General features: G+C 69.8%; 17 protein-coding genes and 1 pseudogene. 12 read left to right on the top strand and 6 right to left on the bottom strand.

Going from position 1 to position 25,664, the window contains the following annotated elements:
* Window positions 1-197 precede the first annotated feature (197 nt).
* Together ACFYRX_RS34770 and ACFYRX_RS34775 are read left to right on the top strand one after the other, a co-directional pair.
* On the top strand, window positions 198-3,584 hold the full coding sequence (locus ACFYRX_RS34770) for a hypothetical protein (RefSeq protein WP_389108613.1): 3,387 nt from the start codon (window positions 198-200) through the stop codon (window positions 3,582-3,584).
* Between the two features lie 69 nt (window positions 3,585-3,653).
* A complete protein-coding gene (locus ACFYRX_RS34775) occupies window positions 3,654-4,355 on the top strand; it encodes an SDR family oxidoreductase (RefSeq protein ID WP_389108615.1) in 702 nt (233 codons plus the stop codon).
* Between the two features lie 94 nt (window positions 4,356-4,449).
* Here the strand turns inward: ACFYRX_RS34775 and ACFYRX_RS34780 are convergent, their stop codons facing one another.
* Window positions 4,450-5,286: an aldo/keto reductase gene (locus ACFYRX_RS34780; protein WP_389108618.1), complete on the bottom strand. Its 837-nt coding sequence runs from the start codon at window positions 5,284-5,286 to the stop codon at window positions 4,450-4,452.
* Window positions 5,287-5,584: 298 nt separating this feature from the next.
* On the opposite strand from ACFYRX_RS34780, the gene ACFYRX_RS34785 reads away from it, so the two are divergent.
* Genes ACFYRX_RS34785 through ACFYRX_RS34805 form a run of 5 tightly spaced genes read left to right on the top strand, consistent with a single transcriptional unit; the run spans window position 5,585 to window position 15,087 of the window.
* A complete protein-coding gene (locus ACFYRX_RS34785; protein WP_389108621.1) occupies window positions 5,585-6,751 on the top strand; it encodes a glycoside hydrolase family 105 protein in 1,167 nt (388 codons plus the stop codon).
* A gap of 4 nt (window positions 6,752-6,755) precedes the next feature.
* Entirely contained in the window at window positions 6,756-7,547 is a 792-nt protein-coding gene (locus tag ACFYRX_RS34790) for a Tat pathway signal sequence domain protein (RefSeq protein WP_389108624.1), read from the top strand.
* Window positions 7,548-7,559: 12 nt separating this feature from the next.
* Entirely contained in the window at window positions 7,560-10,799 is a 3,240-nt protein-coding gene (locus ACFYRX_RS34795; protein WP_389108626.1) for a glycosyl hydrolase family 28 protein, read from the top strand.
* Window positions 10,796-13,045: an alpha-galactosidase gene (locus ACFYRX_RS34800; protein ID WP_389108629.1), complete on the top strand. Its 2,250-nt coding sequence runs from the start codon at window positions 10,796-10,798 to the stop codon at window positions 13,043-13,045. Before ACFYRX_RS34795 ends, ACFYRX_RS34800 begins: the two co-directional genes overlap by 4 nt.
* An 11-nt stretch (window positions 13,046-13,056) precedes the next feature.
* Window positions 13,057-15,087, top strand: coding sequence for a PQQ-dependent sugar dehydrogenase (locus tag ACFYRX_RS34805; RefSeq protein WP_389108632.1), 2,031 nt, complete (start codon window positions 13,057-13,059; stop codon window positions 15,085-15,087).
* 7 nt (window positions 15,088-15,094) lie between these two features.
* On the opposite strand, the gene ACFYRX_RS34810 is transcribed toward ACFYRX_RS34805, so the two are convergent.
* Window positions 15,095-16,921, bottom strand: a complete 1,827-nt coding sequence (locus ACFYRX_RS34810; protein ID WP_389108635.1) for an AMP-dependent synthetase/ligase — start codon at window positions 16,919-16,921, stop codon at window positions 15,095-15,097.
* A 382-nt stretch (window positions 16,922-17,303) separates the two neighbouring features.
* Window positions 17,304-18,167 carry a LysR substrate-binding domain-containing protein gene (locus ACFYRX_RS34815; RefSeq protein WP_389108638.1) on the bottom strand — a complete coding sequence of 288 codons (864 nt, stop codon included), beginning with the start codon at window positions 18,165-18,167 and terminating at the stop codon, window positions 17,304-17,306.
* Window positions 18,168-18,351: 184 nt separating this feature from the next.
* Here ACFYRX_RS34815 and ACFYRX_RS34820 point away from each other — a divergent pair, with 184 nt between their 5' ends.
* The gene (locus tag ACFYRX_RS34820) at window positions 18,352-19,368 is read left to right on the top strand and encodes a bile acid:sodium symporter family protein (protein ID WP_389108734.1); all 1,017 of its coding nucleotides are present in this window, start codon (window positions 18,352-18,354) and stop codon (window positions 19,366-19,368) included.
* On the opposite strand, the gene ACFYRX_RS34825 is transcribed toward ACFYRX_RS34820, so the two are convergent.
* The 3 genes and pseudogenes from ACFYRX_RS34825 to fdhD all read right to left on the bottom strand — a co-directional run bounded on the left by ACFYRX_RS34825 (window position 19,304) and on the right by fdhD (window position 21,773).
* Window positions 19,304-20,533 carry a DUF4185 domain-containing protein gene (locus tag ACFYRX_RS34825; protein ID WP_389108641.1) on the bottom strand — a complete coding sequence of 410 codons (1,230 nt, stop codon included), beginning with the start codon at window positions 20,531-20,533 and terminating at the stop codon, window positions 19,304-19,306. The two genes, ACFYRX_RS34820 and ACFYRX_RS34825, sit on opposite strands and share 65 nt — an antisense overlap.
* Window positions 20,534-20,621: 88 nt before the next feature.
* Window positions 20,622-20,833: pseudogene (locus ACFYRX_RS34830) on the bottom strand (zinc-binding dehydrogenase); the annotation flags it as partial.
* Window positions 20,834-20,924: 91 nt separating this feature from the next.
* Window positions 20,925-21,773, bottom strand: a complete 849-nt coding sequence (gene fdhD / locus ACFYRX_RS34835; protein WP_389108644.1) for a formate dehydrogenase accessory sulfurtransferase FdhD — start codon at window positions 21,771-21,773, stop codon at window positions 20,925-20,927.
* A 372-nt stretch (window positions 21,774-22,145) separates the two neighbouring features.
* Between fdhD and ACFYRX_RS34840 the strand changes: the two genes are divergently transcribed.
* The 4 genes from ACFYRX_RS34840 to ACFYRX_RS34855 all read left to right on the top strand — a co-directional run bounded on the left by ACFYRX_RS34840 (window position 22,146) and on the right by ACFYRX_RS34855 (window position 25,487).
* A complete protein-coding gene (locus ACFYRX_RS34840) occupies window positions 22,146-23,480 on the top strand; it encodes an OFA family MFS transporter (RefSeq protein ID WP_389108646.1) in 1,335 nt (444 codons plus the stop codon).
* A complete protein-coding gene (locus tag ACFYRX_RS34845) occupies window positions 23,446-23,583 on the top strand; it encodes a hypothetical protein (RefSeq protein WP_389108649.1) in 138 nt (45 codons plus the stop codon). The genes ACFYRX_RS34840 and ACFYRX_RS34845 overlap by 35 nt, the downstream gene beginning before the upstream one ends.
* A gap of 146 nt (window positions 23,584-23,729) precedes the next feature.
* Window positions 23,730-24,668 carry a beta-ketoacyl-ACP synthase III gene (locus tag ACFYRX_RS34850; protein WP_389108652.1) on the top strand — a complete coding sequence of 313 codons (939 nt, stop codon included), beginning with the start codon at window positions 23,730-23,732 and terminating at the stop codon, window positions 24,666-24,668.
* A 141-nt stretch (window positions 24,669-24,809) separates the two neighbouring features.
* The gene (locus tag ACFYRX_RS34855; RefSeq protein ID WP_389108655.1) at window positions 24,810-25,487 is read left to right on the top strand and encodes a GntR family transcriptional regulator; all 678 of its coding nucleotides are present in this window, start codon (window positions 24,810-24,812) and stop codon (window positions 25,485-25,487) included.
* The last annotated feature ends 177 nt before the right edge of the window (window positions 25,488-25,664 follow it).

Genomic DNA, 25,664 nt, shown 5'->3' on the forward strand with positions numbered 1-25,664 from the left:
TAGCGGGGGTCCTGGTGAGTGTGTGGTGGCGATGGCCGACTCCGGTGCGTGGTGGAACACGGGTCCCTGCGAACGGGCGTGCACCGACGAGTTCAGGGGCCGGCGGATTGTTGGGCAGCCCCGAACCGGGGGCCCAATCAATTCGCGGGGGACGGTTGCCGACGCGGGGACGACCGTGAGTGAAGGGGGAGACGCAGATGGGACGCCGGGAGAAACCGCTCGATCCGGGAGCGGGAGCCGTGCAGCGGTTCGCGTACGAGATGCGCAAGCTGCGCGACGAGGCGGGCACGTTGACCTACCGCGCCATGGCGGCCCGCGTGGGCTATTCGGCGCCCACCCTCTCCGCCGCCGCGGCCGGCGAACGGCTCCCGTCCCTGCCGGTGCTCCTCGCCTACGTCACCGCGTGCGGCGGCGATCCCGGGGAGTGGGAGCGCCGGTGGCGGGAGGCTCTCGCGGAATCGGCCGACGAGGATCGTGCGGACCCCGCGGACGAGGACAGTCCCTATCCGGGCCTCGCCCGCTTCGAGACCGGCGACGGGGAGCACTTCCACGGCCGCGGGGACCTGATCGCCGAACTCGTCGGACTCACCGCCGCGAAGAGGTTCGTGGCGGTGGTCGGGGCGAGCGGAAGCGGCAAGTCGTCGTTGGTGCGGGCGGGGTTGGTTCCGGCGCTGCGCGATCCCGACGAGCCGAGGGGCAGCGCCCTCGCCGCCATCCGCCTCCTCACTCCCGGCCCCCGCCCCCTCCGCACCCACGCGGCCCTCTTCGCCCCGCATGACGGCCCCGGTGACACCCTTCTCGTCGTCGACCAGTTCGAGGAGGTCTTCACCCTCTGCGCCGACGCCGAGGAACGCGCCGGATTCCTCAGGGAGTTGCTCACGGCCACGGACCCGGCGTCGCGGCTTCGCGTGGTGATCGTGGTCCGGGCCGACTTCTACGGCCGGTGCGCCGAACACGGGCCGCTCGCCGAGGCGCTCAGGGACTCCGCGCTGCTGGTCGGTCCGATGCCGCCGGCCGCGCTGCGGGAAGCCGTGGTGCGGCCGGCCGCGGCTCGAGGACTCGTGGTGGAACGTGCGCTGACCGCGCGGATCGTCGCCGACGTGGCCGGTGAACCGGGCGGACTGCCGCTGATGGCCCACGCGTTGAGGGAGCTCTGGCGCAGGCGCACCGGCAAGACACTCACTCTCGCCGCCTACGAGGCCGTCGGCGGTGTCCGGGGCGCCGTCGCGCACACCGCGGAGGCCGTGCACGCCCGGTGCTCGCCCGCCGAGGCCGCAGCCTTGCGCCGCCTGCTGCTACGGCTGGTGAATCCCGGCGACGGCACCGAGGACACCCGGCGGCCCGTGGACCGCGCGGAACTCGACGCGGACGGCACAGCGGCCGGTGTTCTGGAGCAACTTGTCCGCGGCAGGCTGCTGACGGTGGACGGCACCACCGTCGACCTCGCCCACGAGGCGCTCCTCGCTGCCTGGCCCCGGCTGCGCGGCTGGCTGGACGAGGACCGCGAACGGCTGCGTCTGCACCGCGCCCTGACCGGGGCCGCCCTCACCTGGGCCGAGTTGGGGCGGGACACCGGCGCGCTCTACCGGGGCACACGGTTGACACAGGCCCGCGAGGCCTTTGGCGACGCGGGTGAACTGAACGGGCTCGAACGGGACTTCCTGGCGGCGAGCGTGGAGACCCACGAACGCGGCCGCCGTGCGGCCGCCCGAGCCGCCCGTCGGCTGCGCACCCTGACCGGCGCTCTCGCCGTGCTGCTGGTGCTGGCCGTGGTCGCGGGCGCCGCCGCCTGGCGGCAGAGCGGGGTCAGCGCACGGCAGCGGGACGAGGCCGAGGCCCGCAGCGCGGCCGAGTCGGTGGGCACCCTCCGGCAGAGCGATCCGCGTACCGCGATGTCCCTAGCCCTGGCCGCGTGGCGGATCGCCGACCTGCCCGAGACCCGGCAGGCTCTGCGGACGGCCGCCGCGCAGAGCGAACGCGACGTGTTCACCGCGCCCGAAGAGGGCGGCCGTGCCCTCAACGCTCCGACGTGGCTCACCCGGGACGGGCGCGTCCTGACAACTCTCGTGCGGGACAAGGTCGTTCAGTGGGACGTGGGGTCCCACCGGCGGATCCGTTCCATCCGGTGGCGCGGCCTGTCCGAGAACGTGGTCGACGTCAGCCCGGACGGCCGGCTGGTCGTCTACCGGGGACCGGGCGGTGAGGGCCTGGTGCTCGGCCGGTTCGCCGACGGCAGCACACACCGGCTTCCGACCGGCGCGTGGCCCGACACCGAGGCCGCGTTCGGACCGGGCGGGCACACGCTGCTCGTACGGCGGCCGGTGCCGGGCGGGGGCGAGCGGGCGACGCTCACCGGGTGGGACGTACGCCGGCTGCGGGTGCTGTTCCGGTACGAACAGGGCACCGTCGACGGTGCGTTGCCCGCGCAGAGCCGCGACGGCCGCCATCTCGCCTGGTGCACGGACTCCGGCGGCCGGCCGCGGATCCTCGACACCGCCGCCGGACACCTCGTGGCCCCTTCCGTGCCCACCGCCACCGGGCGTGCCCTGTGCGGGGGCGACGAGCTCACCTTCACCGCCGACGACCGGGCCGTTGCGGCCGCCACGTCCTCGGGCATCGTGACGTGGGACATCAGGACCGGCCGGGAGCGGCCCCGGCAGCCTCTGGCCGGTGGCGCCCTGCGCGTGGAGTTCGCCGGTGACTACGCCGTGACCTGGACCTCCGGTTTCCTCGCCCTGTGGCGCCTCGGCCTTCCTGCCCCCGAGGACGACAGCCCGCGCGAACCGTTGCTCACCTTCCCGGTCGACTCCTCGGCCGTGGGTGACCTCCGCCTGGATCCCGAAGCGGGCGTGCTGCGCTACCGCGAGCAGGGCCGCACCGACTCCGTGCACACCTTGTCGCTGCAAGGGCTGGCGGGCGGGGCGTGGCGGAGCCGGGCGGCCCGGGACGCGGCCTTCGACGCCTGGGGCCGGCCGGCAGCGGCGAAGAAGCCCCCGACCGTGCTCGGCGAGGAGACCGTGACCGTCGACCCGTCCGGCCGCACCGCGCTGACCTGGGAGGGCACGCTCGTGGACGTCTCTACGGGCAGCCGGGTGAAGAGGGCCGACGGGGTCCGGGGCGAGGACTATCTCAGCGAGGCGGCCTTCAGTCCCGATGGGCGCTACCTCGCCGCCGCCGACGTCCAGGGCCGCGTCACCCTGTGGGACGCGCGCACCTGGCGCAGACTGGCCGTCCTGAGGAGCGGCGGCTCCAACCGTCACGGTCCGGTGCTCGGCTTCTCCGCCGACGGCTCGCTGGTGGCCGCCAGTGGTCCCGACGGATTTCTGTACGTCTGGGAGACCGCCACCCCCGCCCTTCCGGCCGCGACCCTGCCCGCGGGGGACGGCCCGGTACTCGCCGTCGGATTCACCCGGGACGGCGGCGAGTTGCACGTCGCCACACCTCATCTGGCCGACAGAGCACACGCGTTGGCCCCGGACGGTGCCGCACGGACGGTGTGCGCCCGGTCGGGGAAGGGGCTCACCGAGACGCAGTGGCGGCGCTGGTTCCCCTCGGCCGACTACCGCCGCACCTGCGGCACTTGACTTCGAGAACGCTTCAACTGATGTACTCCCTGCCGTCCACGGGACCACAACCGAACACAGGGGGAAGCCATGCCCGACTCACCGGTCGCGCTCATCACCGGCGGCGGCAGCGGCATCGGCGCCGCGGTCGCACGGCAACTGCTCGACGCGGGGCACCGGGTGGCCGTCACCGGACGCGGTGAGCCGCGTCTGCGCGCCTTCGCCGAGGAGCTCGGAAACCCGGACGGGCTGCTCACGTTCGTCGGGAACGCCGCCGACTACGACGACATCCGGTCGGCGGTCGACCGTACGCTCAAGGAGTTCGGCCGGCTGGACACGGTCGTCGCCAACGCCGGTTTCGCCACCCATGACTCGGTCGCCGAGGGCGACCCGGCCGGCTGGACCGAGATGGTGCTCACCAACGTCCTCGGCCCCGCCCTCCTCGTCCGCGCCTCCATCGACGCGCTCAAGGAGACCCGCGGCCGGATCGTCCTGATCGGCAGCGTGGCCGGGTTCGTCAACACCCCGGGCAACATCTACGGGGCGACCAAGTGGGCGGTGACCGGGCTCGCCGAGAACACCCGCCGCGAGGTCACCGGGTTCGGCGTCGGCGTCACCCTGGTCGCCCCGGGCCGCGTGGAGACGCCCTTCTGGGACGGCTACGGCAGCCTTCCGCCCGGCCATCTCCTCACCGCCGACCAGATCGCCGAGTCGATCGTGTGGGCCGTACGGCAGCCCGAGGGCGTCGACATCAACACCGTCGTCGTACGGCCGATCGGGCAGCCCAACTGACCCGGGGCCGCCCGCACGCACGACGGCCGGCGGTGCGTCACCCGAGCGGCGACAAGCCGCGGGGTGATGCACCGCCGGCCGAACCGGCCTGCCGTCAGGCGTTGTTGAACGTCGACGGGTCCGGGCCGAGGCGCCGGTCCTCGTCGAGCGCGCTGATCGCCGCCAGGTCCTCGGCGTCCAGGGTGAAGTCGAAGACCTCGATGTTCTCCTTGATCCGGGACGGGGTCACGGACTTCGGGATCACGACGTTGCCGAGCTGGAGGTGCCAGCGCAGCACGATCTGGGCCGGGGTGCGGTCGTGCTTGCGGGCGATGGCCACGATGGCCGGGACCTCAAGGAGGCCCTTGCCGGAGCCGAGCGGCGACCAGGCCTCGGTGGCGATGCCGTGCTCCGCGTGGTACTCGCGGGCCGCGTGCTGCTGAAGGTGCGGGTGCAGCTCGATCTGGTCGACGGCCGGGACGACGGACGTCTCGGCGATCAGCCGCTCCAGGTGGTCGGGTTCGAAGTTGGAGACACCGATCGCCTTGACCCGGCCGTCGGCGTGCAGCTTCTCGAACGCCTTGTAGGTGTCGACGAACAGGTCGCGGGCGGGCGTCGGCCAGTGGATCAGATACAGGTCCACGTACTCCAGGCCGAGCTTGTCCAGCGAGGTGTCGAAGGCGCGCAGGGTCGAGTCGTAGCCCTGGTCGCCGTTCCAGAGCTTTGTGGTGACGAAGATGTCCTCACGGGCCACTCCGGAGGCCGCGATGGCCTTTCCGGTGCCCTCTTCATTGCCGTAGATCGCCGCTGTGTCGATGCTGCGGTACCCGGCCTCCAACGCCGAGGTGACCGCGCGCTCAGCCTCGTCGTCCGGCACCTGCCAGACGCCGAAACCCAGCTGGGGCATCTCGACGCCGTTGTTGAGGATGATCGGGGGGACCTTGCTGCTCACGAGCTCTTGATCCTTACGGTTGTCGTCAGATGGCACTCCTATCGTCAACGATCACGAGCCGTGATGCATTCCTGACCGCGGAATCCGTCCGAACTGACCCGCCGCTCAGCAGGCGATGGCCGAAATTGGCCGGAAATGCATCCGACCTCTTCGGTACAGACCATTGACCGCCGATGGTCCTGCCGCGACTCTGGATCGCGCCAACGGGCGGAATCCTGAACTCAGTTCATGTATGTGAATCCGTGTTGGCTTTCATCCGATGTTTCCCGTGTCTCCTGACTCACGGAGAGGGAGGAACATGAGACGCCGTCGTCTGCGTTCGGCACTGACGACCCTCGCACTCGCCGCCATGACCCTGGTCACCCTGCCGGCGGCCGCACCCCCGCCCACCGGCCCGGGCCCGGACCGGGACTGGTCCGTCGCCATGGTCGACTCCACCATGACCCGCTACACACCGAGCACCATCGGAGGCTGGTCCTACCCGGTCGGCCTGTATCTCTACGGCCAGTACCTCACCTACCGGCGCACGCACGACGCCCGCTACCTCGCGTACATCAAGAGCTATGTCGACCGATTCGTCGGCGCCGACGGCTCCATCGGCCAGTCGTTCAACAGCCTGGACAGCATGCAGGCGGGCCGGCTGCTGGTGATCCTCCATCACGAGACGGGCGAGGTCCGCTACCGCACGGCCGCGCGCAAGATCCTCGACCGCCTCGCCACCTACCCGCGCACGGACGACGGCGGCTTCTGGCACGCCGACACCGCGAGCCGCGCCCACCAACTCTGGGCGGACGGCGTCTACATGGTGAACCCGTTCCTCGTCGAGTACGGCGCGGAGTTCGGCGACAGCGACGGCACGGACGCCGAGGCGGTGCGGCAACTCGCCGTCTACGGCGGCCATCTCCAGGTCGCGAACGGGCTGCTGAGGCACGCCTACGACGAGTCGAAGAGCGTGAGCTGGGCCGATCCGGAGACCGGGCTCGCCCCCGAGCACTGGTGCCGGGCCGTCGGCTGGTACTCCATGGCCATCGTCAACGTCCTCGACGCCGTTCCGGCGGACCAGCCCCGGCGTCCCCAACTCCTCGCGATCCTGCGGAAGCTGGCGGCCGGGCTCGAGAAGTACCAGGACCCGGCGACCGGCCGCTGGTTCCAGGTGATCGACAAGGGCGGCCGGAGCGACAACTGGACCGAGACGTCCTGCTCCAGCATGTTCACCTACGCCCTCTCGCGCGGCGCCGAGCGCGGCTATCTGGCCCCGCGCTACGCCGCCGTGGCCCGGCGCGGTTACCAGGGGGTCCTGGCGAAGCTGTCGGTCGGCTCCGACGGCCGTACCGAACTCGCCGACGTCTCGGTCGGCACGAACGTCGGAGACTACGCGTACTACGTCGCCCGCACCCGGGCCGTCAACGACTTCCACGGCCTGGGCGCCTTCCTGATCATGAACGAACAACTGCGAGGTGATTAGTGTCATGAACTCATCGCGAAGGGCGCTGCTGGGCGCCGCGCTGGGCGGTGCCACGGCGGCCGCGGTCGGTCTGCCGCAGGCGACCACCGCCCACGCCGCCTCCTGGCAGCAGAAGTGGGCCCCGTCCGCGAGCGGCGACGGCCTGGGCGCCTTCGAGACGATCGAGGACGACCGCGCCGACTCGCACCCCGCCGGATCGCCGCACATCTACGCCACCGGCAACAACTGGCGCTTCGACATGCACACCGTCGACCGCGACACCTCCACCGACCGCCAGCGCCAGGAGGTCACAGGGCTGCGCAACGGCAGCGGAAGCAACTACCTGAAGTGGACGAAGGGCCAGACCTGGCGGCTCACCTACTCGATGTACATCCCGAGCTCCCTGAAGGCGACCACCACCTTCACCCACATCATGCAGATGAAGCAGCCCGGCAGCGGCACCTCGCCGATCGTCGTGCAGTCCCTGCGCCGGGTGAACGGCAAGCAGACCATCGAGCTGAAGCTCGCCATCGACGACATCCTCGTCGGCCGTACCGACCTGGACCCGCTGCACGACAAGTGGACCGACGTCGACTTCCAGATCAAGGTCGGCGACGGCTCGGCGGGTTCGGTCCGCTGGATCCTGAAGTCCGGCGGCTCGACCGTCATCGACGCGTCCAAGACCGGCGTCGACACCTTCCTGGCCGACCGCGTCCGCCCGAAGTGGGGCATCTACCGCTCCCTCGGCGACACCTCCGGCTCCCTCCAGAACACCTATCTGCTGCTGACCAACCTGCGCGGCTACCAACTCGTCTGAGGAGCCGTCACCTTGAAACCCCCCACTGATCCACGCGCACGCGCGGCGGCGATCGTCCTCTTCGTCGTCGCTCTCGTCCTCGGACTCGGCCACCCGGCGGTCCCGGCCGCCCGGCAGGACCCGTCCCAGGCTGCCGCCGTCTTCGACGTCCGTGACTACGGCGCCAAGGGCGACGGCTCCGCCAACGACACCCCCGCCGTCAACAAGGCCATCACCGCCGCGAGTTCAGCGGTCGGCGGCGGAGTCGTCCGCTTCCCGCCCGGTGACTACAAGTCGAAGAACACCATCCACATGAAGAGCCATGTGACGCTCCGGCTCGACAAGGGCGCCACCCTCCAGGGCTCCAGCGCCGACACCTACGACAAGGCCGAGTCCAATGCGTACGACGAGTACCAGGACTACGGGCACAGCCACTTCCGCGACGCGATGATCCACGGCGACCGGCTGACCGACATCGGCTTCGTCGGCGAGGGCGTCATCGACGGCATGGGCAACCTGATCACCGGCAACCCGAAGTCCGGCGAGGCCGACAAGATCATCTCCCTGACCCGGTGCGACGGACTCACGATCGGCGACGGCCTGACCCTCCGCCGCGGCGGCCACTTCGCGGCGCTCGTCAACGGCTGCACGAACGTGACCTCGGACCACCTGACCATCGACACCGCGAGCGACCGCGACGGCTGGAACATCATCTCCACGACGAACGTCACGGTGACCAACGCGAACATCAGGGCCAACGACGACGCCCTGGTCTTCAAGAGCGACTACGCCCTCGGCGCCAAGCTCCCCAACGGCCACGTCCGCGTCAACGACAGCTTCCTGTCCGCCCGTTGCTGCAACGCCCTCATGTTCGGCTCGGAGACCTGCGGCGACTTCTCGGACTACCGGTTCGAGAACATCCGTATCGACGGCGCCGACAAGTCCGGCCTCGGCATGGTGTCGATGGACGGCGCGAAGATCTCCGACGTCCACTACCGCGACATCACGATGACGAACGTCCACTCGCCGATCATGCAGAAGATCGGCACGCGAAAACGGTGCGGCGACAGTCCCGGAGTCGGATCGATCAGCGACATCACGTACGACGACATCACGGCCACCGGCAGCAGCCCGTCCTTCAGCCCGACCCTGTGGGGTGAGACCGGCCACCGCATCAAGGGCGTGACCTTCACCAACGTCGACATCACGGTCCCGGGCGGCAACGGCACCATGTCCACCGGCGTGCCGGCCAACGACCCGAACGACTACAACCCCAAGGCCATCGGCACCCGGCCGACCTACGGCTGGTACCTCCACAACGCCGACGACATCCGCTTCACCGACAGCTCGGTCAAGCTCGCCGCGGACGACGGACGACCCGCCTTCATCGCCAACGCGGCCGACGGCATCCGGCTCACCCGGTTCACAGCGCAGAAGGGCGGCGGCTCCCCTTACGACGTCGGCCTCCAGGACGCCTCCGGCGTCTGCCTGACGGACAGTCACAACACCTCCGGGGGCGCCCTGCGGGTCTCGGGAAGCCAGGACTGCGGCAGCACGGGGGTGAAGCCTCTCGACCTCGATAACCCCCGTCAGGACTTCCTGCGCAACTCCGTCGGCGGCCTCTTCCTGCACTGGGGTCTGCGCACCGCGCCCGCCCACACCAGCTGCACGGTCTGGGAGAACGACGTCACGAACGGTGGCTGGAGTCCCGACTACTGGGTGAAGGAGGCCCAGAAGCTGCACACCCAGTACCTCGTCCTCGCCAGCTTCCACAGCCGCCTCGGCTACGCCCGCCCCTGGCCCTCCGAGATCCCCGGATCCTGTTCCACCAAGCGGGACTTCCTCGGCGAGCTGGTCACGGCCGCCAAGGCCAAGGGCATGAAGGTCATCCTCTACATGACCAACGACCCTCAGTGGCACGACGAGGGCGGCCACGAGTGGCTCGACTCGGCCGCGTACTCCTCCTACAAGGGCAAGAACGTCGACCTGACCACCAACGACGGCTTCGGGCAGTTCAGTTACGACAACTTCTTCGAGGTCATGGACCGCTATCCCGACCTCGGCGGCTTCTGGATCGACAACGACAGCTCCTACTGGGAGAGCCACGACCTCTACCAGCAGATCTACGACAAGCGCCCGAACTACACGCTCAGCAACAACAACGAAGACACGCCGATCATGGACATGATCAGCAATGAGCAGAAGACGGGCATGACCCCCGCCTACGACTACCCGCAGGCCGTCTACACCGCCCAACCCCGCCTGACCGAGGCCGACTTCAAGCTCCCCTCGACCGGTGCCTGGTGGTACGGCGGCACGGACCCCTCCGTCGACCGCGCGCTCACCCTCGGCCGCCTGATCACCAACACGGGCTCGTCGGTGAAGGCGCTGATGGCGGAGACCGCCCAGGTCAACGGCACATTCCCGGCCAACCAGGCCGCCTTCAACACCTTCGCCGACTCCTACCTCGACCCCATCTGGGAGTCCCTGCACGGCACCGAGGGTGGCGGCTACATGTACGGCGGCCTCAAACCCGGCGCCTGGAACGACGGTGCCCACGGCGTCACGACCATCGCGAAGGACGACGCCAACCGGCAGTACGTGCACGTCCTGACCCCGCCGAGCACCAGCACCCTGCGCGTGCGGGACAACGGATACCGCATCGCCTCGGTCACCAACCTCCGTACCGGCAAGGCGGTTTCGTGGTCCCAGTCCGCAGGGGTACTCACCCTGACCGGGCTCGGCGCCTGGGACCCGTACGACACCGTCTTCAAGGTCACCACCGCCGGCCGCCAGGGCATCCTCACCGGCGTCAAGGTGAGCGCGAGCGCCTCGGCGAGCGGGCACACGGGCCAGGCGGCCGGCGACCGCGACTACCTCACCTACTGGGACAGCAACAAGACGCTCCCGGTGAACCTCACCTTCGACCTCGGCTCGGCGAAGAAGGTGCAGTACCTCGGCCTCAACCAGCGTGAGGACTCCGTCGCCTACGCGCGCTCGGACACCGAGCAGTCCGCGCGGATCAAGGACTACAAGGTGTACCTGAGCGACGACGGCTCGACCTGGGGGAGCGCGGTCAAGACCGGGCAGCTGCCAAGTCGGCGCGGAATCCAGGGCGTTGACCTCACCGCGGCCAACGCCCGGTACGTCCGCCTGGAGGTCGACACCATCTGGGCCGCCTCCACCGACACCACCCGCTACAAGCGACTGCGCATCGACGAGGCGTGGATCGGCACGTCGTACGCCACACCCGCGAACGGGGGACAGTCATGATCCGGATCAGATCGCTCACGGCCACGGTGGCGGGCCTGCTCCTCGCCGCGCTGGTGCCGCTGGTGGGCACCGCCCACCCGGCGGCCGCCTCCGACAACGGCCAGTCCGTCCGGCCCGCCATGGGCTGGTCCAGCTGGAGTTTCGTGCGCCGCACGCCGACCGAGGCGAAGATCAGGGCGCAGGCCGACGCGCTGGTCGCCAGTGGCCTCAAGAACCACGGCTTCGTGTACGTCAACCTCGACGACTTCTGGCAGAAGTGCGACTCCAACGGCTTCGTCGTTGACGATTACGGCCGCTGGGCCGTCGACCCGGCCAAGTTCCCCGGCGGGATCAAAGCCCTGGCCGACTACGTCCACTCCAAGGGCCTGAAGTTCGGCTTCTACGTGACCCCGGGCATCGCGAAGAACGCCGTCACGAAGAACACGCCGATCGAGGGCACCCCGTACCACGCGAAGGACATCGCGGACACCTCGAAGACCGAGAAGAACTACAACTGCAAGAACATGTACTACATCGACTACTCCAAGCCGGGCGCCCAGGAGTTCGTCAACTCCTGGGCCAAGCAGTTCGCTTCCTGGGGAGTCGACTACCTGAAGATCGACGGGGTGGGCAGTGCCGACATCCCCGACGTCCAGGCCTGGGACAAGGCACTCAGGACGAGCGGACGGCCCATCAACTACGCGCTCTCCAACAACCTTCCGATCGCCGACGCCACCACCTGGCGCAAACTGGCGAACAGTTGGCGCACCCAGGGTGATGTGGAGTGCTACTGCGGCCCCGGCTCCAACGGCAGCGGCTATCCGCTCACCGACTGGTCCCACGTCTCCAAGCGCTTCGACGCGGCCGCCTCCTGGCAGCCGTACGCCGGACCGGGCGGCTGGAACGACCTGGACTCGCTGGAGATCGGCAATGGTGACCAGGTGGGCCTGACCGCCGATCAGCGGCGATCCCACTTCACCCTGTGGGCGATGGCGGCCTCGCCGCTGCTGCTCGGCACCGACCTCACCCAGCTCGACTCCGTCGACAAGGCGATGCTGACCAACGACCGGCTGATCGGCGTCGACCAGGACGGGGTCGCGGCCAAGCGGATCGTCAACAGCGGTGTGCGGCAGGTCTGGAGCAAGAAGGAGAGCGACGGACAGTACGTCGTGGCCCTGTTCAACACCGGCACCTCGGGCAACGCGACCGTGAGCGTGGACTGGTCGCAGGTCGGCTTCACCGGCTCCGGTGACGTCACCGACCTGTGGTCCGGCGCGCACAAGGGCGTGATCGCGGACTCCTACAGCGCGACCCTGCGCCCGGGCGAGACCCGGCTCATCCGCGTCAAGCCCGTCAACTCCCTGAAGACGGCGGCGGCTTCACCCGGCATGGCCGTCGCCCCCTACGAGTACCTCGGCTGGGGCAGCCCCCAGAACCCCACGGCCGTGATGTCCGCGACCGGCGTCAAGTGGTTCACGCTCGCCTTCGTTCTCTCGGACGGCACCTGCAACCCCAAGTGGGACGGCTCCCGCGCGCTCACCGGCGGCGACGACCAGGCGAGGATCAACGCGATCAGAGGAGCCGGCGGGGACGTGATGGTCTCCGTGGGCGGCTGGAGCGGAGCGAAGCTCGGCGAGAAGTGCTCCAGCGCCTCGGCGCTCGCCGGTGCCTACCAGAAAGTGATCAACGCCTACCAGTTGAAGGCCCTCGACATCGACATCGAGAACACCGAGTGGTCGAACGCGACCGTACGGCAGCGGGTGGTCGACGCGCTGAAGACGGTCAAGGCGAACAACCCGGGCCTGAAGACCGTCATCACCTTCGGCACCACGACCAGCGGCCCCGACTCCACAGGCGTCGACATGATCAAGCGGGCCGCCAACTCGGGCCTGGCGAACGACGTCTGGTGCATCATGCCGTTCGACTTCGGCGGCGGCACCACGAACATGGGCACCCTCACCACGCAGGCCATGGAAGGACTCAAGGCCCGCGTCAAGTCGGCCTACGGCTACGGCGACACCGCCGCCTACGCCCACATCGGCCTGTCGTCGATGAACGGAAAGACCGACGACTCCGGTGAACGCGTCCGCGTCGCCGACTTCAAGACCATGCTCGCCTACGCCCAGCAGCACCACATCGGGCGCCTCACCTACTGGTCCGTCAACCGCGACCGCCCCTGTGGCTCGGGCACCGACGGCGACTCCTGCAGCGGTGTGTCGCAGCAGCCGTACGACTACCTCAAGGTCTTCACCCAGTACACGGGCTGAAGGGAACTACCGTGAAAATCAACAGACTTCTGCCCTACGGCCTCGTCGCCGCCCTCGCCCTGCCGCTCGCCGGCCTGAGCCAGGGCACCGCGCTCGCGGCCACCGACTACCAGGCCGAGGACGCCACCGTCGTGCAGGGCACGGTGGCCACCAACCACACCGGTTACACGGGCACAGGCTTCGTCGACTACACCAACGTCCAAGGCTCGTACGTGGAGTTCACGGTGAGCGCCGCCTCCGCGGGCACCACAGCCGTCACCTTCCGCTACGCCAACGGGACCGCGACCGACCGGCCCATGGACATCTCCGTGAACGGCACGGTCGTGTCGTCGGCCGTCTCCTTCCCGGCCACCGCCGACTGGAACACCTGGGCCACCAAGACCGTCGACGTCCCGCTCACGGCGGGCTCCGCCAAGATCCGCGCGACCGCGACCACCGCCGCCGGAGGCCCCAACCTCGACCGCATCGGCGTCGACGCGGCCACCGACTCCCAGGCCCCGAGCCGCCCCGGGCAGCCCAGCTGCTCCGGCATCGGCGAGGACGGGCTCACGCTGGCCTGGGGTGCCGCCACGGACAACGTGGGCGTGACGGCGTACGACCTCTACGAGCACGGCAACAAGATCGGTGAGGCGCCCGGCGGTTCGACCAGCAAGGCGCTCACCGGCCTCACTCCCGGTACCACCTACAACCTCACCGTCATCGCCCGCGACGCGGCCGGCAACACGTCCCCCGCGAGTCCCGTCGTCGACTGCACCACCAAACCCAGCTCCGACACCACCCCGCCGAGCAAACCCGGCACCCTGTCCGCGGCGGACGTCACGGTGAACAGCGCCGCACTGAGCTGGGGCGCCTCCACGGACGACCGGGCGGTCGCCGGTTACGACGTGCGCAGTGACACCACCGTCTACAAGTCCGTCACGACCGGCACCTCGACCACGCTGACCGGACTGGCCTGCAACAGCCCGTACAGCCTGAACGTCGTCGCCCGTGACGCGGCCGGCAATGTCTCGCAGGCGAGCAACACGGTCACCTTCACCACGAAGGCGTGCGCCACCGACGGGGGCGTCCCGTCGTCCGTCGCCACTCTCTCCTCCGGCTGGACGATCCCCTGGGGCATCTTCTGGATGCCCGACGGCAAGACCGCGCTGGTCACCGAGCGGGACGACTTCCGGGTCTGGAAGGTGACCAAGGACGGCACGAGGACGCAGGTCGGCACCGTCCCGAACGCCGTCACCACCAACGGCGAGGGCGGACTGCTCGGCGTCGCCGTCGACCCGAAGTGGGAGACGAACCACCACGTCTACTTCATGCACACCGCGTCCGAGGGCAACCGCGTGGTCCGCATGACGTACGACGGGACCGCCCTGAGCGACTACACGGTCCTCCTGCAGGGCATCAAGAAGAACCGCTACCACAACGGCGGCCGCCTCGCCTTCGGCCCCGACGGCTACCTCTACGTCTCCACCGGCGAGGCGCAGACACCCGACCTGGCGCAGGACAAGGACTCCCTCAACGGCAAGATCCTGCGCATGACCACGGACGGGAAACCGGCCCCGGGCAACCCGTTCGGCAACCTCGTCTACAGCCTCGGCCACCGCAACCCGCAGGGCCTCGCCTTCGACCGGGGCGGCCGCCTGTGGGAAGCGGAGTTCGGCAACAGCTCCAAGGACGAACTGAACCTGATCAAGCCCGGCGCCAACTACGGCTGGCCGACCTGCGAGGGCACCTGCTCCACCGCCGGGATGACCAACCCGAAGGCCACCTGGAACGTCTCGGAGGCCTCGCCGAGCGGCATCGCCATCGTGCGCAACGTCGTCTACATGGCCTCCCTGCGCGGCGAGCGGCTGTGGCGGATCCCGATCAGCGGCGACAGCGAGAGCGTCGGCACGCCGTCCGCGTACTACGTGGGCACCTACGGCCGGCTGCGCACGGTCACCAAGGTGCCAGGCGCCGACCAGCTGTGGCTGTCGACCACCAACTGCGACAACAACGGAGGAGCGGCGGACGGAGCGGACAAGATCTTTCGCCTGACGATCAGTTGACGGACCGTCAGGCCTGGTACAGCGCCTCGACCTCGTCGGCGTAGGCCGTCTCTATCGCCTTGCGCTTCAGCTTCAGCGACGGGGTCAGCAGTCCGTGCTCCTCGGTGAAGGGCTGCGCGAGGATACGGAACGTGCGGATCGACTCGGCCTGCGAGACCAGGGTGTTGGCGGCCACCACCGCCCGCCGCACCTCGGTCTCCAGGTCCGCGTCCCGCACCAGCTGGGCCGCGGCCATCAGCGGCTTGTCGTGCATGCCGAGCCAGTGCTCCACGGCCTCCTGGTCGAGGGTGACCAGGGCCGCGATATAGGGGCGGTCGTTGCCCACGACGATGCACTGCGAGACCAGCGGATGGTCGCGCACCCGCTCCTCCAGCACACCGGGGGAGACGCTCTTGCCGCCGGAGGTGACGAGGATCTCCTTCTTGCGGCCGGTGATGGTGAGATAGCCGTCCTCGTCGAGGGAGCCCAGGTCACCGGTGGCGAGCCAGCCGTCGTGCAGGGTCTCGTCGGTGGCCTTCTCGTTGTTGAGATAGCCCTGGAAGATGTTGTCGCCGTACAGCCAGATCTCGCCGTCGTCCGCGATGTGCACGGTCATGCCCGGGATGGGCTGGCCCACCGTGCCGTAGCGGGTGCGCTCGGGCGGGTTGGCGGTGGCGGCCGCCGTCGACTCGGTGAGGCCGTATCCCTCGTAGATGTGGACGCCCGCGCCGGCGAAGAACAGTCCCAGCTTGCGGTCCATGGCGGAACCGCCCGTCATGGCCTGTTTGATGCGGCCGCCCATCGCCGCCCGCATCTTGGAGTAGACGAGCTTGTCGAAGAGCTGGTGCTGCATCCGCAGCCCCGCCGACGGGCCAGGACCGAGACCCCAGGCCTTGGCCTCCATGGCGTCCGCGTACTTCACCGCCACGTCGACGGCCTTCTCGAACGGCCCGGCCTTGCCCTCCTTCTCGGCCTTGCGGCGGGAGGCGTTGAAGACCTTCTCGAAGATGTACGGCACCCCGAGGAAGAACGTCGGCTTGAACGCGGCGAGGTCCGGCAGCAGGGCGGCCGCGTTCATCTGCGGCTGATGGCCGAAACGCACCCGGCCACGGATCGCGGCGACCTGCACCATCCGCCCGAAGACGTGCGCGAGCGGCAGGAACAGCAGGGTCGCCGCCTCGTCGCCCTTCTTGGAGTGGAACACCGGCTCCCAGCGGTCGATCACGGTGTCCGACTCGAACATGAAGTTGCCGTGGGTGATCACACAGCCCTTGGGACGGCCGGTGGTGCCCGACGTGTAGATGATCGTCGCGACCGAGTCCGGGGTGACGGCCTGCCGGTGGCGGTGCACCACCTCGTCCTCGATGGCGGCGCCCGCGTCGTACAGCTCCTGCACCGCGCCGGAGTCCAGCTGCCACAGCCGGCGCAGCTGCGGCAACCGGTCGATGACCGTGGCGATCGTCATCGCGTGGTCCTCGTGCTCCACGACGGCGGCCGTGCACTCGGCGTCGTACAGCGCCCAGAAACACTGCTCGGCGGAGGAGGTCGGGTAGACCGGCACCACCTGCGCGCCGATCGTCCACAGCGCGAAGTCGAACAGTGTCCACTCGTAGCGGGTGCGGGACATGATCGCGACCCGGTCGCCGAAGCGGATGCCCTGCGAGAGCAGCCCCTTGGCGAGCGCCAGGACCTCGTCGCGGAACTCCGCGGACGTCACGTCGCGCCACTGTCCGCTCTCGTCCTTGCGGCCGAGGGCGATGTGGTGCGGCTCGTCGAGGGCATGCTCGAAGACGACGTCGGCCAGTCCGCCCACGGGGGGTGCCAACGCCAACGGAGGGTTGGTGAACTCGCGCAAACCCCGCTCCCCGCTCTCCCTGGCGCTCAGTGACGATTCGCGCAGCGCCGTGAAAGCTACCCCACCGAGACATCCGGCGGCAGGGGGGCCGAAGCCGAGCAGTGCTCACGTATGGCCTGGTCAGTACCGGAAAATACCCTCACATGGGGAAGGGTCGGACAGAAATCTGACGGTTGAGCGAGTTTCGGCCGAGCAATCTCCACCGAATCTGTACGACCCGGTTACGCCTCGCGGCCTTGCAGAAACGGTCCCTCCCGAGGTGTGGCCCTCTCTTCCGTCAGCGCCGCCGACCGGATATGTGTCACACCGATACGGGGTGTTCGCCCTGTTCGGCCCCGAGGCGATCGCGGAGCGGGTGCTCCCTCGCGCCCCGACGAGGGACTCACCGCCGGTGCAACCGGTCCCCGCCCGCCAGGAGGGCGGCGGCCAACGCGTCCGCCGCCCCCTGCGCGGCCGTCCGCCGACGCCCGTGCACCAGCACGAAGTCGACCCGCCCCAGCTCCGGCAGCCCGGCCCGCTCGGGAACCCGCACCAGGCCGGGCGGCACCAGCCCCCGTGAATGGGCCATCACCCCCAGCCCCGCCCGCGCCGCGGCGATCAGCCCGTTGAGACTCCCGCTCGTGCACACGATCCGCCACTCCCGCCCCTGCCGCTCCAGCGCCTCAAGCGCGAGCGCCCGAGTGATCCCCGGCGGCGGATAGACGATCAGCGGCACAGCCCGGTCGGTGTCCACGCGGAGCCGCTCCGCCCCGATCCACACCAGCCGGTCGTGCCACACCAGCTCGCCCCGGGGATCCTCCGGCCGCCGCTTGGCCAGCACCAGATCCAGCTTCCCGGCGGCGAGCTGCTCGTGCAGCGTCCCGGACAACTCGACGGTCAGCTCCAGGTCGACCTCGGGATGGTCGTGGCGGAAACCCTCGAGGATCTCCGGCAGCCGGGTCAGCACGAAGTCCTCCGACGCCCCGAACCGCAGCCGCCCCCGCACACGCGTGCCGGTGAAGAACGCCGTCGCCTGGTCGTGCACCTCCAGGATCCGGCGCGCGAAACCGAGCATCGCCTCGCCGTCCTCGGTCAGCTCCACGGAGTGGGTGTCCCGGGTGAACAGCTGCCGCCCTGCCGCGTCCTCCAGACGCCGTACGTGCTGGCTCACGGTCGACTGGCGCAGTCCGAGCCGCCGGGCGGCCTGCGTGAAGCTCAGCGTCTGCGCCACCGCCAGGAACGTGCGCAACTGCGACGGGTCGTACACGTCCGCAGGTTATCGCGGATCGTGATGACAGTCAGAGTGGTATGCCGGATTCCCGATCAAGAGGTGAAGGAGGACGATGGAGGGGGACCCCCTGTCCCGGAGGGACGGCGTCCGCCCTGTCCCCGTACCGCCGTCGAACACGAGTAAGTGGAGCACCGTGAAGCGCCTGAAGTGGCCGGCCTGGATGCCGGTCGACCCGTACATCCTGCTGCTGCTCGGCACGGTGGGCCTCGCGGCCCTCGTACCGGCGCGCGGGACCACCGCGGACGTGGCCTCAGGAGCCTCCACGGCGGCGATCGCCTTCCTCTTCTTCCTCTACGGCGCCCGCCTCTCCACCCGCGAGGCGCTGGACGGCCTCAAGCACTGGCGACTCCACGTCACGGTCCTCGCCTGTACGTTCCTGATCTTCCCGCTGCTCGGCCTCGCCGCCCGCGGACTCGTCCCGGTCCTGCTGACGAACCCGCTCTACCAGGGCCTGCTCTTCCTCACCCTGGTCCCCTCCACCATCCAGTCCTCGATCGCGTTCACGTCGATGGCCCGCGGCAACGTACCCGCCGCGATCTGCGCCGGCTCCTTCTCCTCCCTGGTCGGCATCGTCATCACCCCGCTCCTCGCCGCAGCCCTGCTCGGCAACAGCGGCGGCGGGTTCTCGGCCGACTCGCTCCTGAAGATCGTGCTCCAACTGCTCGTGCCGTTCATGGCGGGGCAGTTGCTGCGCCGCTGGATCGGCACCTTCGTCACCCGCCACAAGAAGGTCCTCGGCCTCGTCGACCGCGGCTCGATCCTGCTGGTCGTCTACACCGCGTTCAGCGAGGGCATGGTCCAGGGCATCTGGCACCAGGTGAGCCCGCTCAGGCTGGGCGGGCTGATGATCGTCGAGGCCGTCCTGCTCGCCCTGATGCTGGCCCTGACCTGGTACGGCTCCAAGGGGCTCCGCTTCGGCCGAGAGGACCGCATCGCCATCCAGTTCGCCGGCTCGAAGAAGTCCCTCGCCTCCGGACTGCCCATGGCCAGTGTCCTGTTCGGGGCGCACGCCTCGCTCGCCGTGCTGCCGCTCATGCTCTTCCACCAGATGCAGCTGATGGTGTGCGCGGTGATCGCGAAGCGCCGCTCGCACGACCCGGAGCCGGAAGAGGTCACGGCCCCGGACCGAGCCGCAGCGTCACGAACCGCGGTCGGTACAACGACACGTTCCGGTTGAGCTGGGCCGAAGCGCCCGCCGCCTCCAGCCAGTTGACGTCGTAGCTGAGCACCAGCCCTGTGGAGTCGCCGAGTTCGGGGTGCACCTGCGGGTTGTAGGCGGCGACCTGGCCCTCGGGCAGAGGGGCGGTGAAGTCCTTCGCCGGGCCGTGCCAGGGCCCGATGGGGGAGCAGGCCCAGTACGAGGTCACGGCCGCGAGCCCCTTCGTCCCCGCGGCCATGGTGAACAGCACGTACGTCCCGTCGTGGCGTACGACGGAGAAGGCGCTGCCGACCCCTGTGCGCCGCCCGTCACCGAGCACCGGGCGCGGCCGGGCCCCGGTGGTCCATGCCTCGCCGTCCCAGTACTCCCAGGCGCCCGGCTCGGCGAGCCCACCCTCCGGCACCCGCGCCACATACGCCGACGAGGCGGACCGGGACGCGGCCTGGCCGTCGTCGCCCCCGAACACGTACGTCCACTCGCCGTCCTCGACCAGCGTGGTCCCGAACAGCACCCGCCGGGACGGGTCCCGGACCCGCTGCTGGTCGAGGACCTTCGTGATCGACTCGACGCGCAGGTCCGGCAAGGAGAGCGTGGCGACCTCGGTGGCCGTGGGAACGCCGTAGATCCAGGGGTACTGGCCGGCCGTCCGCACCCACAGCAGCACCCGCACGACCTGCTCGTCGGAGCCGGGGGAGCGGGGTTCGACGCGGGCCGCGACCGGCCAGCGCCACTGGTTCGGGGCCGGGTCCGGGAACAGCGGCGCGGGGAGCGTGGCCTCCAGGCGGCCGCCGCGCATCAGCACCCCCGAGTTGCGCACCAGGGGCGCGGTGGCGTCGCGCCAGGCGTACGGCTCACCGAGCGGGTTGGGCGGGCCGTACACCTGGCCGAGATAGGTGTCGGAGAACAGCCACAGCAGCCGACCGTCGGGCAGCCGCACCGAGTGCGTGCCGTCGCCGCCGGTCCAGTCGTCGGCACGGGTGACATCGTCGCCGTAGCGGGCGAACTCGGCGGTCAGCGGGCCGTCCGCGGTCCAGGAGCGGACGGTACGCGGTATGCAGTCGGCGGAGTTCTTGTCGCTGTCGCCACCGGGCAGGACCGTGACCACCACGGCCGCGAGCACCAGCGTCAGCAGCAGGCCGACGCCGGTGCCGGTCAACTGGCGCGCTCGTGCGTCCTCGGGCACGGGTCGGGACGTTAGTGGGTGTGCGGCGCGGGGTCCATGGGGCGTGTGCGGGCGGGCGCGGTGGGGAGGGGCCGGTCGAGGCTGTCCAGGGCCGCGGGACCACCTTTCCGAGGCTGTTCCGCGCCTCGATCGCCTCGTGCGCCTTCGCCGCGTCCTCCAGGGTGAACTCCCCGTGCACGACGGGACGGAGAGTTCCATCCACGAACATGTGCCACAGCTCCCGCCGACACCGCTCCCACAACTTGGCCGCTCACGGGCGATCCGCGCCATCCGGAAGCCCGTCACGGACTTGGCGCCGAGTCCACCGCGCGTCGCTCGGGACGGCGGACCAGGTGGGCGTCACCGGCGGCTGAGACGTGGGCCGGCTCGCTCCTGCGCGGTGGACCCCGGATCAGCCCTGGGCTGCGGTGGCCGACAGGGCGATACGGTCCTCGCCCGCGTAGACGTTCATGGAACTGCCGCGCAGAAAGCCCACCAGAGTCAGTCCCGTCTCGGCCGCCAGGTCCACCGCCAGCGAGGACGGTGCCGAGACCGCGGCCAGTACCGGAATGCCCGCCATGACGGCCTTCTGCGCCAGCTCGAAGGATGCCCGGCCGGAGACGAGAAGGATGACGCGCGACAGAGGGAGGTCCCCGCTCTGGAGTGCGCGGCCGACGAGTTTGTCGACGGCGTTGTGGCGGCCGACGTCTTCGCGGACGTCCAGGAGCTCACCGTCCTCGGTGAACAGGGCGGCGGCGTGCAGGCCCCCGGTCCGGTCGAAGACCCGCTGCGCCGCGCGGAGCCGGTCGGGGAGGCTCGCGAGGAGTTCCGGTTCGACGCGGACCGGGGGAGTGTCGGAGATGGGCCAGCGGGTCGTCGTACGGACCGCGTCGAGGCTCGCCTTGCCGCACAGGCCGCAGGAGGAGGTCGTGTACACGTTGCGCTCGAGGGTGATGTCGGGGATCCGCACGCCGGGGGCGGTCTTCACGTCGACGACGTTGTACGTGTTGGTGCCGTCGGCGGTGGCGCCCGCGCAGTAGACGATGTTCTGCAGGTCGCCCTGCTCGGCGAGCACACCTTCGCTGACGAGGAAACCGGCGGCGAGGGCGAAGTCGTCACCGGGGGTGCGCATGGTGATGGCGAGGGGTTTGCCGTTGAGGCGGATCTCGAGGGGCTCCTCGGCGACCAGTGTGTCCGGGCGGGAGGAGACCGCCCCGTCGCGGATGCGGATCACCTTGCGTCGTTCCGTGACTCGTCCCATATGTCTCTCAGTCCCGGTTCTTGTAGGTGACCTTCACGATGTCATTGTCCTGCACATGGAGCGGTGGGGTGGTGGCGCGGTGCAGCGTGAGGGCGCGGCCCGCTTCACGGTGAGTGGTCTCCCTGTGCCGGTTCGTCCCAGGTACCCGCCACCCGCCGCCCGCATGTCGAATTCCCACCCGAGTCAACCGTGAAAGCATACTGTCTACAGTATGCTTCCGGGTGGGCGAGAGTTCAAGAGTTCCGGGCATGAGTCGACCTCGCTCAGGAAACCGGCCGGTTCGACCGTTCGTCGCGTCCGGGATACCGCTCATCGCATACGGTCAACGCGCCGCCTTTCCAACTCGCTCGTTTGTTCCTACCGTCCGGGATCATGAGTCCCCCTGTCGCGCCCCCGGGGTGGAGCCGCTGGCTCGTCCCCCCGGCCGCTCTCTCGGTCCACCTCTCCATCGGTCAGGCCTATGCCTGGTCCGTGTTCAAGCCGCCGCTCGAATCGGCGCTCGGTCTCAGCGGCACGCAGAGCGCGCTGCCCTTCCAGCTCGGCATCGTGATGCTCGGCCTGTCCGCGGCGTTCGGCGGCACCCTCGTGGAGCGCAACGGACCGCGCTGGGCGATGACCGTGGCGCTGATCTGCTTCTCGTCCGGCTTCCTGCTGTCCGCCCTGGGCGCTGCCACCGAGCAGTACTGGCTGATCGTCTTCGGCTACGGCTTCGTCGGCGGCATAGGCCTCGGTATCGGCTACATCTCCCCGGTCTCCACCCTGATCAAGTGGTTCCCGGACCGGCCCGGCATGGCCACCGGCATCGCCATCATGGGCTTCGGCGGCGGCGCGCTCATCGCCTCGCCCTGGTCGGCGCAGATGCTGGAGTCCTTCGGCTCCGACAGCTCCGGGATCGCGCTCGCGTTCCTCGTGCACGGGCTGTCGTACGCGGTCTTCATGCTCCTCGGCGTGCTGCTGGTGCGCGTGCCGCGCAGCGAGAAGCCCGTGGAGAGCGCCCCCAGCGCCTTCGAGGGGCCGCAGGTCTCCGCGCGCAACGCCGTGCGCACGCCCCAGTTCTGGTGTCTGTGGGTCGTGCTCTGCATGAACGTGACCGCGGGCATCGGCATCCTGGAGAAGGCCGCCCCGATGATCACGGACTTCTTCAAGGGCACCTCGACCCCGGTCTCGGTGTCCGCCGCGGCCGGCTTCGTCGCGCTGCTGTCGGCGGCCAACATGGCGGGCCGGATCGGCTGGTCGTCGACCTCCGACCTGATCGGACGCAAGAACATGTACCGCGTCTACCTGGGCGTGGGCGCGGTGATGTACGGCCTCATCGCACTCTTCGGGGACACCTCGAAGCCGCTGTTCATCCTGTGCGCGCTGGTGATCCTGTCGTTCTACGGCGGCGGTTTCGCGACCGTCCCGGCGTATCTCAAGGACCTCTTCGGCACCTACCAGGTCGGCGCCATCCACGGCCGGCTGCTCACCGCCTGGTCGATGGCCGGCGTGCTCGGGCCGCTGATCGTGAACTGGATCGCCGACCGGCAGGAGGACGCCGGCAAGAGCGGCTCCGACCTGTACTCCACGTCGTTCGTCATCATGATCGGACTCCTCGTCGTCGGCTTCGTCGCCAACGAGCTGGTCCGCCCCGTCAACGCCCGTCACCACATTCCCGCACCGAGGGAGGCCGCCGATGTCGGAGCACGACAGCAGCCAGAGTCCGCCTGACCGGCGTCCGTTGATCGCCCTCGCCTGGGTCTGGGTGGGCGCGCCGCTCGGCTACGGGCTCTACGAGCTCGTGCAGAAGGCGACCCAGTTGTTCACCGGGTAACCGTTCGGCAGGGGTCCGGGCGTCCGAGGGTGAGGGAAGCCGACAACTCGGGCGCCCGTTTCCTGTGGCCTTACGTGTCCCCGTACCCGTGAGTCACTGATCAGACTGGTGGATCCCGCTACCCAAGGCAACGAGGGGAACCACCCATGAACGGCTCGCGGATCGCCGCCGTCGGCCACTACCAGCCCGCCAAGGTGCTCACGAACGAGGACGTGGCGGGTCTGGTCGACACCAGCGACGAGTGGATCAGGAGTCGGGTGGGGATCCGTACCCGCCACATCGCAGGCCCCGAGGAGCCGGTCGACGAGCTCGCCGCGCACGCCGCCGCCAAGGCGCTGGCGGCGGCCGGGCTCGCTCCCGCCGACATCGACCTGGTCCTGGTCGCCACCTCGACGGCGGTCGACCGGTCCCCGAACATGGCCGCCCGGGTCGCGAACCGGCTCGGCATCCCGTCGCCCGCCGCGATGGACGTCAACGTGGTGTGTGCCGGCTTCACCCACGCCCTGGCCACCGCGGACCACACCGTCCGGGCGGGTGCGGCGACCCGTGCGCTGGTCATCGGCGCCGACAAGATGTCCGCGGTGACCGACTGGAGCGACCGCACCACCTGTGTGCTCGTCGGCGACGGGGCGGGAGCGGCGGTCGTCGAGGGGTCCGACGTGCCCGGCATCGCTCCCGTGCTGTGGGGGTCGGTGCCCGAGATGGGGCACGCCGTGCGCATCGAGGGCGAGCCCGCGCGGTTCGCCCAGGAGGGGCAGAGCGTCTACCGCTGGGCGACCACGAAGCTTCCTCCACTGGCCCGCCAGGCCTGTGAGCGGGCCGGGCTCACCCCCGCCGACCTTGCCGCCGTGGTGCTGCACCAGGCCAACCTGCGGATCATCGAACCCCTCGCCCAGAAGATCGGCGCCGTCAACGCCGTGGTCGCCCGCGATGTGACGGAGTCCGGCAACACCTCGGCGGCGAGCATCCCGCTCGCCTTCTCGAAGCTGGTGGAACGGGGCGAGATCTCCACCGGGGACCCGGTGCTGCTGTTCGGGTTCGGCGGGAACCTGTCGTATGCCGGGCAGGTCGTCCGCTGTCCCTGATGTGCGGGATGTGATGAGCGCAACTCCCCCTTCGCCTGCCTTCCGTGCACCGTAGACTGTAGACAAAACGCAATGCGCAATAGGCGTTGGGCAGTAGACATGGCGCAATAGGTATGACCGCCTGTCGAGGAGGGGATCGCGATGTTGTCCACAGGACTGCCGCAGGGATCCGTGCCGAAACTCGAACGTCCCGGTCCGTTGCGTGATCGTGTGTACGAGGCGTTGCTCGAGCTCATCACCACGCGGGCGCTTCAGCCGGGTCAGCATCTGGTGGAGAGCGAGCTGGCCGTTCATCTGGGGGTGTCGCGGCAGCCGGTGCGGGAGGCGTTGCAGCGGTTGAACACCGAGGGGTGGGTGGATCTGCGGCCTGCGCAGGGGGCGTTCGTGCATGAGCCGACGGACGAGGAGGCCGATCAACTCCTTGCCGTGCGGACGTTGTTGGAGGCCGAGGCGGCCCGGCTGGCGGCCGCGAACGCGGCCAGTGCGGGCATTGCCGCCCTGGAGGAGTTGTGCGCGCGGGGCGAGGAGGCGGTTGCCGCGGACGATGTGGACGGCGCGGTCGACCTGAACGCCCGGCTGCACGCGAAGGTGATGGAGCTGGCGGGCAACGCGGTCCTCGCCGAACTGGCGGCACAGGTGGACCGTCGGGTGCGCTGGTACTACACGCCGATCGCCCGCCAGCGCGGCCGGCAGTCCTGGATCGAGCATCGTGAGCTGCTCGCCGCGATCGCCGACCGCGACGAGCAGCGCGCCACCGACCTCATGCGGGAGCACACCGAGCACACGCGCCGGTCGTACCGCGCGCGTCAGCGGTCGTAGCTCCTAGGGCGTGTTTCGAAAGTAGCGTCGTCTGCCCGAAGGGCAGGCCGGGCGGCGTCTGGTGCGTGCGATCGCAAGGCGGAGGGTCGCCCCGATACTGGTTGTATCGGGGCGATCCCGACAACGCGGCGAGCGTGCGTGCCAGGCGTCGCCCGGCAGACGGGACTTTCGAAACAC

This window comes from Streptomyces sp. NPDC005374 (genome assembly GCF_042872225.1).
Taxonomy (GTDB): domain Bacteria; phylum Actinomycetota; class Actinomycetes; order Streptomycetales; family Streptomycetaceae; genus Streptomyces.

What these genes read in the sequence shown, in the direction of transcription:
- ACFYRX_RS34840 (WP_389108646.1), top strand. Translation starts at nt 22,146, where the DNA reads ATGAGTCCCCCTGTCGCGCCCCCGGGGTGGAGCCGCTGGCTCGTCCCC.
- ACFYRX_RS34790 (WP_389108624.1), top strand. Translation starts at nt 6,756, where the DNA reads ATGAACTCATCGCGAAGGGCGCTGCTGGGCGCCGCGCTGGGCGGTGCC.
- ACFYRX_RS34785 (WP_389108621.1), top strand. Translation starts at nt 5,585, where the DNA reads ATGAGACGCCGTCGTCTGCGTTCGGCACTGACGACCCTCGCACTCGCC.
- ACFYRX_RS34770 (WP_389108613.1), top strand. Translation starts at nt 198, where the DNA reads ATGGGACGCCGGGAGAAACCGCTCGATCCGGGAGCGGGAGCCGTGCAG.
- fdhD (WP_389108644.1), bottom strand. Translation starts at nt 21,773, where the DNA reads ATGGGACGAGTCACGGAACGACGCAAGGTGATCCGCATCCGCGACGGG.
- ACFYRX_RS34855 (WP_389108655.1), top strand. Translation starts at nt 24,810, where the DNA reads ATGTTGTCCACAGGACTGCCGCAGGGATCCGTGCCGAAACTCGAACGT.
- ACFYRX_RS34845 (WP_389108649.1), top strand. Translation starts at nt 23,446, where the DNA reads ATGTCGGAGCACGACAGCAGCCAGAGTCCGCCTGACCGGCGTCCGTTG.
- ACFYRX_RS34800 (WP_389108629.1), top strand. Translation starts at nt 10,796, where the DNA reads ATGATCCGGATCAGATCGCTCACGGCCACGGTGGCGGGCCTGCTCCTC.
- ACFYRX_RS34850 (WP_389108652.1), top strand. Translation starts at nt 23,730, where the DNA reads ATGAACGGCTCGCGGATCGCCGCCGTCGGCCACTACCAGCCCGCCAAG.
- ACFYRX_RS34775 (WP_389108615.1), top strand. Translation starts at nt 3,654, where the DNA reads ATGCCCGACTCACCGGTCGCGCTCATCACCGGCGGCGGCAGCGGCATC.
- ACFYRX_RS34820 (WP_389108734.1), top strand. Translation starts at nt 18,352, where the DNA reads ATGCCGGTCGACCCGTACATCCTGCTGCTGCTCGGCACGGTGGGCCTC.